Annotated in this window: 5 protein-coding genes; all 5 read left to right on the top strand. The window is 54.9% G+C overall.

All coding sequences use genetic code 11. The features are described from left to right. Window positions 1–259: hypothetical protein (locus VAE48_RS01720; RefSeq protein ID WP_322791582.1), on the top strand; the 259-nt coding region annotated here is incomplete at its 5' end. Then, window positions 256–2,469 carry a hypothetical protein gene (locus VAE48_RS01715; RefSeq protein WP_322791581.1) on the top strand — a complete coding sequence of 738 codons (2,214 nt, stop codon included), beginning with the start codon at window positions 256–258 and terminating at the stop codon, window positions 2,467–2,469. The genes VAE48_RS01720 and VAE48_RS01715, both read left to right, overlap by 4 nt. Beyond that, entirely contained in the window at window positions 2,466–4,634 is a 2,169-nt protein-coding gene (locus VAE48_RS01710) for a DUF6056 family protein (protein WP_322791580.1), read from the top strand. Before VAE48_RS01715 ends, VAE48_RS01710 begins: the two co-directional genes overlap by 4 nt. A gap of 2 nt (window positions 4,635–4,636) precedes the next feature. Further along, window positions 4,637–5,635: a glycosyltransferase family 2 protein gene (locus tag VAE48_RS01705; protein WP_322791579.1), complete on the top strand. Its 999-nt coding sequence runs from the start codon at window positions 4,637–4,639 to the stop codon at window positions 5,633–5,635. Next, window positions 5,622–7,661: a hypothetical protein gene (locus VAE48_RS01700; protein WP_322791578.1), complete on the top strand. Its 2,040-nt coding sequence runs from the start codon at window positions 5,622–5,624 to the stop codon at window positions 7,659–7,661. Before VAE48_RS01705 ends, VAE48_RS01700 begins: the two co-directional genes overlap by 14 nt. The last annotated feature ends 72 nt before the right edge of the window (window positions 7,662–7,733 follow it).

Here is a 7,733-nt window from a genome sequence, read left to right as displayed (position 1 = left end):
CTGGAGCGGCCGGGCATGGCGCAATATGAGGCTGGTTTTTACAACCGACCAGCCCGTGCAGGCGGTCATTGTGATGCAGGGCAGAGAAGAAAGGCTGACTTTTGACGAAGGACGAATGGCGGAAAGAACAATAACCCTGCCGGTGGGCAGCTGGTGGTATTACGGACTGGTCAAAATGGTGATTATTCTGCTCGGCGGGATGAGTCTGGCGGTTGTAACCGCTTTGCTGCGTCTTTCACCGCTGTGGGAGGATGGATGAGGCATTTGGGAAAACCTTTTGATCAAGCCGGCCGTTTTGGATTGTTGTGGCTCAGCCTGCTGGTAAATTTGTATTTTTTGATCTTCCAACCCCGCTCCGTTTTCAGCCTTCGAAGATTGGCGTTTAGTGTTGTTGTTGCTCTGGTATTCGCGTTGTTGTTGTGGTTTTTGAAAGAGCGGGGTATCACCGTAGCCGGCTGGCGGGGAATCTCAACAAAGAGTTGGTGGATGGGGATCATCCTTACCGCAGTCCTGTTTCTGATCACCCCGGCGCCCACTTTGCATTCGCTGGTCGCTCCGGTTGAAGTGCGCCTGAATTTTGAACCGCTCAATTCAGAAGAAGCCGATTTTCAACTGGTCTGGTTGAACAATGGTTTGGGTGACCTGTCCTTCAGCGATCTGGAATTGCCGCCAACCGCCCGGATCACGTCAGAGGGAGTCTCTCTGAATGCCCGGCAGGGTCAGCCTGTGCAAATCCGCTGGCGCGGACGAATCTGGGACGAATTACTGGTGACTGTACGAAGCGAGGTGCCTCTCCGCCTGATTGCGCAGGTGGGAGACCGGCCGAGGGAGATTCTGATGGAAGGCGGGTCAATCGAAAAAGGAATTCACCTGCCTTATCTATCGTTTGGATTTTATGCCGTTTGTTACCTGCTGGTGATGATGGTTGGCTCGCTCAGTCTGGCATGGCTGAGTCAGGTGTTTCTGAATGAGGTGGAGAGGATTTACCAGCGTTACCCAGCCTTGTTAGAAAAGTTGATTCAATATCTCCCCTTTGTATCTCTTGTGAGTGTTGGTCTGTTTTACCTGCTAACGCTGCGCAGCGGTCACCCATGGGGGGACGATTTTGCCCAGTACATTGCTCATGCGCGCAACCTGACTCTGGGGCAGCCGTACACGGCGATTGGCATTCTGCACAACCCGGCGGTGGTGCTTGGGCCGAGCGCCTACCCGCCGCTCTTCCCGCTGCTTTTGGCGCCGGTGTATGCTGTCTTTGGCTTGAATCTGACGGCTTTCAAAGTGCTGGTTTCCCTTTTTACGCTGCTGGGGCTGGTTGTTTTTAATGAATGGCTGAAAAGTAGGAAAATTACCGCCCCTCTGCGTGCGCTGGCTTTGCTGCTGGCCGGCCTGCATCCGTGGTACTGGAATTACAAGGACCAGATTCTTTCGGATATGCCGTTTGTGCTGCTGGGTTTGCTGGCGCTTGTGCTGTGGGAGATCTGGAATTCAGATAATGGGATGAAAGTCGGCTGGCTGCTTGGGCTGTGCCTGCTGGCATCCATTGCGGCGCGCACTGTTGGGGTGATTTTGCTGATCGCCATCTTGCTGGATGCCGTTCTTTATCAACGCTGGCGGGCAAGGACCTTTTTGCCGGTTCTGGCCGTGCCGCTGGCAGGTGTTATCCTGCTCAACCTGCTGCTGCCCGGCACAGGCGATTATCTGGAGCAGGCGCGGGGTTGGGATTGGACGGTACTTCAGCGCAATTTTAGTGATATGGCCACATTTTCCCTGCAAATCTGGCGCAGCAGCCGTCTGCTGGTTGGCGGAGTCAGTCTGATCGCCGTGATGGGATTGGGATTGCTGATTTTGGGTCTGGCTTCGCGCCTGCGTCACATCGGTGCAGCCGAATTTTACCTGGTGGGGACAGTGGGGATGATTCTGATCTGGCCTCACCCGCAGGGTTTTCGATTTTATTTGCCGGTTTTCTTTTTGCTGGTGTATTCTGTACTGGAAGGCTGGCGCTGGTTGCGGTTAAAGGTCAATCATGCCGGACGTGGCGCGTTCAAACCCATAGGGCTGGCTGCGGTCTGGCTGGTTCTGGCGCTGCTGGTAGCGGGTATTTTGGAAGGGTATCTGAAAGATTACCAACGCCTCCCGCTGAAAGAATTTGAAAACGGAATTGGGCTGCCCGAAAGTGAACAAATGTTCGAGTATATTCGTAAAGAAACCCGGCCAACCGATGTCATTGCCTTTTTCAAGCCGCGCGCCTTAGCGTTAATGACCGGACGGACGGCATTTGCTCCCTACTGGGATGCCCGGCAGCCGCAGAGGTTGATTGAAGATCTGGCAGCCTTTCAGGCGGATTATCTGGTGGTGTGGAAGCCGGATTACTCCGATTTGGCGGCGTTTGCCCGTCAAAACTCGAATCACCTCATACTGCTGTTTGAGAATGATGATTTTGATGTGTTTTCCATCAGAGGAGCAGAATGATAAAAATCATCAAAGATTGGCCTGGTGCTTTATCTCCCCTCCGCATTATTGGGTATATGATTGGCTGGCTGAGCGTTTCGTTGAGCCTGTACTGGTTCATCTTCCAGCCGCGCGCGGCGGTCAGCCGGATTGCAATGGGAGTCAGCTTGCTGGCAGGTCTGCTGGCAATCCTGCTGGCAAGACATTTCTTCAATCGTCCTCCGGTGGAGAAATGGAATTTCAGAGAGCGTTTGGGGTTGTTTTTTGCTGCATTGCTGATCACGGTACTGCTGTATTTTGGTTATCCTCATCCTTCCATGGCTTTATTCACCCTGCCCGAACGGATCGAAGTGGAGTTTGTACCGCTGGAATCAACAGCCCATTCCGTTGAGGTTATCTGGCTGAATAATGGCATTAACGACGTTTCCTATCAAAATGTCGAGTGGCAGGGAGAGGTAGAAATCACCTCAGAGGGGGTGCACTGGCGGGAGGATTCCGATCAAGCGATTGGTTTTCGCTGGCAGGGACGGGGATGGGGGTCCTTCACCCTATCGGTGCAGGGGCAGGGCAGCTGGCTGATGCGGGTGAACAATCAGCGGCAGGCCTGGGAATATCGCCTTGAAGGGAAACCACAATTTTCCAGAACGTTTCAAATCCCGGTGGGGACAGAAACTCAGCGGGGAATCGTTCTGGCATTGTTATGGTTGAATGCGGCATTCAGCATTGGGTTTGTTTTGGTTAACATTCTGTCTGCAAACGGCGCAATCTTCTCACTGCAGACGCCGGACTGGATATTCACCCGCCTTCTGCCGTTGCTCATCGGGATCGTGGTTCTGGCAGGCTGGATATTAACTTTTTCGATTGCTGCAAACAACCGCCTGTACGCCGATGATTATTGCTATCTGAATGTGCTGCGGGACTACGGCTGGTGGGGGGCAGTCCAGAATTTTTATCAGACCATCAATGGCCGATTCATGAGTCATGTGTTCAATTTTACCTTGCTTGAGGCAGGAAGTGCCAGCGTTCCGCTCGGGCCGGTAATCTTGCTGGTGGGGTTGGGCGGCAGCTTTTTGTTTGTCCTGAAGGTAATTTTTCCGACTTTCAGGCCGATAAATCGCATCATCATCAGCATAATGACGGTATTTTTAGCGTTTATCATCTCATCGGACAAGTTTCAGGCTGTCTTTTGGACTTTGCATGCCTTGATTGTTACCGGCGGTTTGTCCTTTCTGATGCTGGGATTGGGGGTGTGGCTGCGCATCGCAGGCAAGCCGTACAGATTTGCGGGTTTGGGACTGATGTTCTTGTTATGCTTCTTGAGCGCGGGCTTCCATGAAACCATTGCAATTTCAGGAGGGTCTCTCTTTTTCGTGCTTTCCTGGCTGGAATGGCGTAGGAGCCAACAGGACAAATCCCCTCGCAGGCTGCCGGCAGCCCTATCCGGCCTTGGAGGGGTGGTGCTCGGTTTTGGGCTGGTGGTTTTCTCTCCCGGTAACTATACTCGTGTCAATACGATTGGGGTTTCCACAGATGCTAACGAGGTACTGAATTCTACCGGCACAATGATGGTCAAGAATTTCTCCCTCTTGTTGGGCGGTATGGAAAATGGTATTGGATTCCCATTGCTGGTTCTTCTACTGGTTTTTCTGATGGGTATGGGCTGTGGCTGGTTTGTCAACTCCCGTTGGAGTTCACTTTCAATTCCGCTGCGGATGTGGGAAAAAATCATCTTAATCCTTTTCCCCTTGCTGGCGACGGTGATGATGTTCGTCCCTTCGGCTTTCCTGGGCGGTTATTTTCCGGAACGTTCGCTGTTTGTCCCTCAGGTGGTGCTGGTGACGGGTTGCTTTGGTTTGGGAATTTGGGCGGGCGCGTCTCTCAAGGCGCGGGGGATTTCTCCAAATTTCGGTGCCGCGTTGATGACAGCGATACTGGTTATTGCGGTTGGCTGGATGTCGTTGCAGCAATTGACCGCCATGAACGCTCAAATGCGCCTGCACGCGGCCGAATGGGACGCCCGCGAACGGTTGATTCAGCAGGCGATTCAAGCAGGCGAAACACAGGTATGGGTAGCGCCTTACCGGTATAATTTTGGTCTGGATCTTCATCCAAACCCACAAAATTGGCTGACTCTGTGTATCGGCGATTATTACGGCATTCCGGTCTATCTGGATCAAGGCAGGTAATCATGAGCCTTTCTTCTCACACGGATGTGGAAAATTCCCCAAAGGTTGATCTGGTCATTCCCGTTTACAACGAAGAAGAGGCGATTGCGGCTTTTCATCGGCGTTTGCGGGCAGTTATTGACCCACTGCCGTATTCCTTTACGATCCTGTATGTCAACGATGGTTCGAAAGATGCCACTGCTGAGCGGCTGACCGAGATCGCCGCTGATGACCGGCGGGTAACCGTCATCGAGCTGAGCCGTAACTTCGGACATCAGGCCGCCCTGACCGCCGGGCTGGATCACAGCCGCGGCGATTTTGTCATCAGCCTGGATGGGGATGGGGAACATCCTCCCGAAATGATCCCCCAGATGATGCAGCTGGCGCTGAACGGCTATGAAGTGGTGCTGACCCAACGGGTGGAGGGGCAGCAGGCCGGCTGGTTCAAGCGCTGGACTTCGGATGCCTTTTACCGCTGGCTTAACCGGTTGAGCAACACCCGCATTCTACCCGGCAGTGGAGATTTTCGCCTGCTCAGCCGCAAAGCCGCCGATGCGTTGTGTCAGATGCGCGAATATCAGCGCTTTCTGCGCGGCATGGTGGCGTGGATGGGCTTTCAGACGGTCATTTTGCCGTATTCCCCCGCCCAACGCATTGCGGGGCATTCCAAGTACTCCCTGCGAAAAATGCTCAAACTGGCTGCCGATGCTCTCTTTTCGTTTTCGCTGGCGCCGTTGTTCATTGGCATCTCTTTGGGCGGTGTATTCTTGCTGCTGGCGCTGATCGAGGTCATCTACGTGTTGAGTTTTTGGGTCACCAACCGGCAGGATACCCTGGCGCCCGGCTGGAGTTCACTCATGTTCGTGCTGCTGGTGGTGGGCGGGGTGTTGATGATTACCCTCGGCATCATTGGCGTGTATGTCGGCTTTATCTTTCAGGAAGTCAAGCGCCGTCCCATTTATTTCGTGCGCCGCATCCTGAGTTCATCGGAGGAATCGGCCTCACCCCATGAGCAGGCTTGAGCGCTTTTCAAACGATCGGACTTATCCCTTTTTGTTGCTGCTGGTTGTATTGCTGGCGCATGGCTTGCTGTTCCTGCGGCAGGGCTATTACTGGGATGACTTTCCCATCACCTGGATTGCCGAAACCTACGGCACGGCCGGTTTAGCGCGTTACTTTTCCACCAACCGCCCAATTTGGGGGTTGTTGTATCAATTTTCGGCCGGGTTGGGAAATCTGCCGTGGGTGTGGCAGTTGTTCGGCCTGTTCTGGCGCTGGCTGAGCGCGCTGATCTTCTGGCTGCTGCTGCGGCAGGTCTGGCAGGATCAACCCCGCACGGCAGCGCTGGCCGGGCTGGCGCTGGCGGTTTATCCGGCTTTTGGTCAACAGGCCATTGGGCGGGTGTACGGTCACTTTTTCTGGGTGATGACCTTATTTTTCTTTTCCCTGTATGCCGGCGTGCGGGCCTTGCAGGCCGGGCGGGGCGGTTGGGGTTGGTTCGCGGCGGCGTTTTTTACATCGCTCATCAATCTACTGACGCTGGAATACTTTTTCCTGCTGGAGCTGGCCAGACCGTTGTTTTATGCGGCTGCCTTGCGGCAGAAAGGGGAGAGGGAGAATTTTCGACTCAGCCGTGTCCTGCTCCACTCTGCGCCTTTTATGGTGTTGTTTGCCGGAGCAGCGGTCTGGCGCGCCTTTTTCTTTCCCTATCAGACTAACAATTACGCACCGCTGCTGTTCCAAAACCTTCAAAGGGATTTTTGGGGCACGTTGCTGGCCCAAATTGGCTCGGCTGCCGTGCAAATCCGCACGGCGGCGGTGCTGGGCTGGATGGATGCTTTCCGGCTGCCGTCTTTCACCGGGCTGGGACGGTTGAGCAGTCTTCTCTACGGGGTTGTGCTGGCTGGCTGCGCTTCGCTGACCGTGCTGATCCTGCAGCCGCAACGCACCGGAGCCACATTTTCCAGCCGCCAGCGGGCTGTTTTCCAAATGCTGGTGATTGCCGCTTTCTGGCTTCTGCTCGCGGGTGTGCCGTTTTATGTGACCGGCCTGCCGGTGCGTCTGGAATTTCCGAATGACCGTTTTACGCTGGCGTTTCTGCCCGGCGTGGCGCTGCTGGCTGCAGCGGTGGTGGAAAGCCTGCCGCTGAAAGCCTTTGTCAGACTGGCTCTGGCCGCGCTGCTGATCGGTTTCAGCGGTGGGCGCGACTTCATGACCGCCAATGATTACCGCCGCGACTGGGAGCTGCAAAAAAACTTTTTCTGGCAGCTGGTCTGGCGGGCGCCGGGACTGGAAAAAGGCACAATTTTGATGACCAACGACCTGCCGCTGCGTTATTACAGCGATAACTCGCTGACCGCGCCGTTGAACTGGATTTACGCGCCGCAGGAACCTTCGCTGCAAATGGCCTATCACCTGCTCTACCCGGCCGTGCGGCTGGGTTCTCCCACCCTAAGTGACCTGTCCCCCGGAAAACCGGTGCACATTGATTATCTGGCAGCCACCTTTTCCGGCAGCACCGATCGGGTCGTGGTGCTTTACTTTCAGCCGCCGGGCTGCCTGCGGGTGGTGGATGGCGAAGTGGAACGGGATAATCTCTTCCTGCCGGCCCTGATTCGAGAGGCAGCTGCCAATCTTTCTTCCAGCCGCTGGATTGTGACGCAGCCGGAGCAGCCCGCTCAGCCGCCAGCCTTTATATACGGAAATGAGCCAGCCCACGGCTGGTGCTATTATTACCAGAAAGCCGACCTTGCCCGCCAGCAGGGCAACTGGCAGCAGGCTGCTGCACTGGGTGATGAAGCCTTCTCGTTGAAGGACTACCCGAACGACCCGGCCGAGCGGATGCCCTTTATTGAAGCCTACGCTCAGGTTGGACGCTGGCAGGACGCGCTGGAGCATACCCGCCTGGCCGCAGATATTTCACCGACGATGCAGCCGGTTCTGTGCCGTTTGTGGCAGCGCATTGACCGGCAGACGAAAGCAAGCCCGCAAAAAGCACAGGCCAGCGCTCAAATTGCAGACTGGCTGAATTGTGATATAAATCCATAAAATAACGTGAGCTCGGGATAAGATCAAAACCTTGCATGCAATACCAATCACCCCCACCTGCACCTCCCCCAA

Origin of the sequence: Bellilinea sp. (genome assembly GCF_034432615.1) — a bacterium.
GTDB lineage: Bacteria > Chloroflexota > Anaerolineae > Anaerolineales > Anaerolineaceae > Bellilinea.
This window is presented reverse-complemented; position numbering and strand designations above follow the sequence as displayed.

Excerpts from the sequence above, each read along its gene's own strand:
- VAE48_RS01700 (WP_322791578.1), top strand. The coding sequence starts at position 5,622 with ATGAGCAGGCTTGAGCGCTTTTCAAACGATCGGACTTATCCCTTTTTG.
- VAE48_RS01715 (WP_322791581.1), top strand. The coding sequence starts at position 256 with ATGAGGCATTTGGGAAAACCTTTTGATCAAGCCGGCCGTTTTGGATTG.
- VAE48_RS01705 (WP_322791579.1), top strand. The coding sequence starts at position 4,637 with ATGAGCCTTTCTTCTCACACGGATGTGGAAAATTCCCCAAAGGTTGAT.
- VAE48_RS01710 (WP_322791580.1), top strand. The coding sequence starts at position 2,466 with ATGATAAAAATCATCAAAGATTGGCCTGGTGCTTTATCTCCCCTCCGC.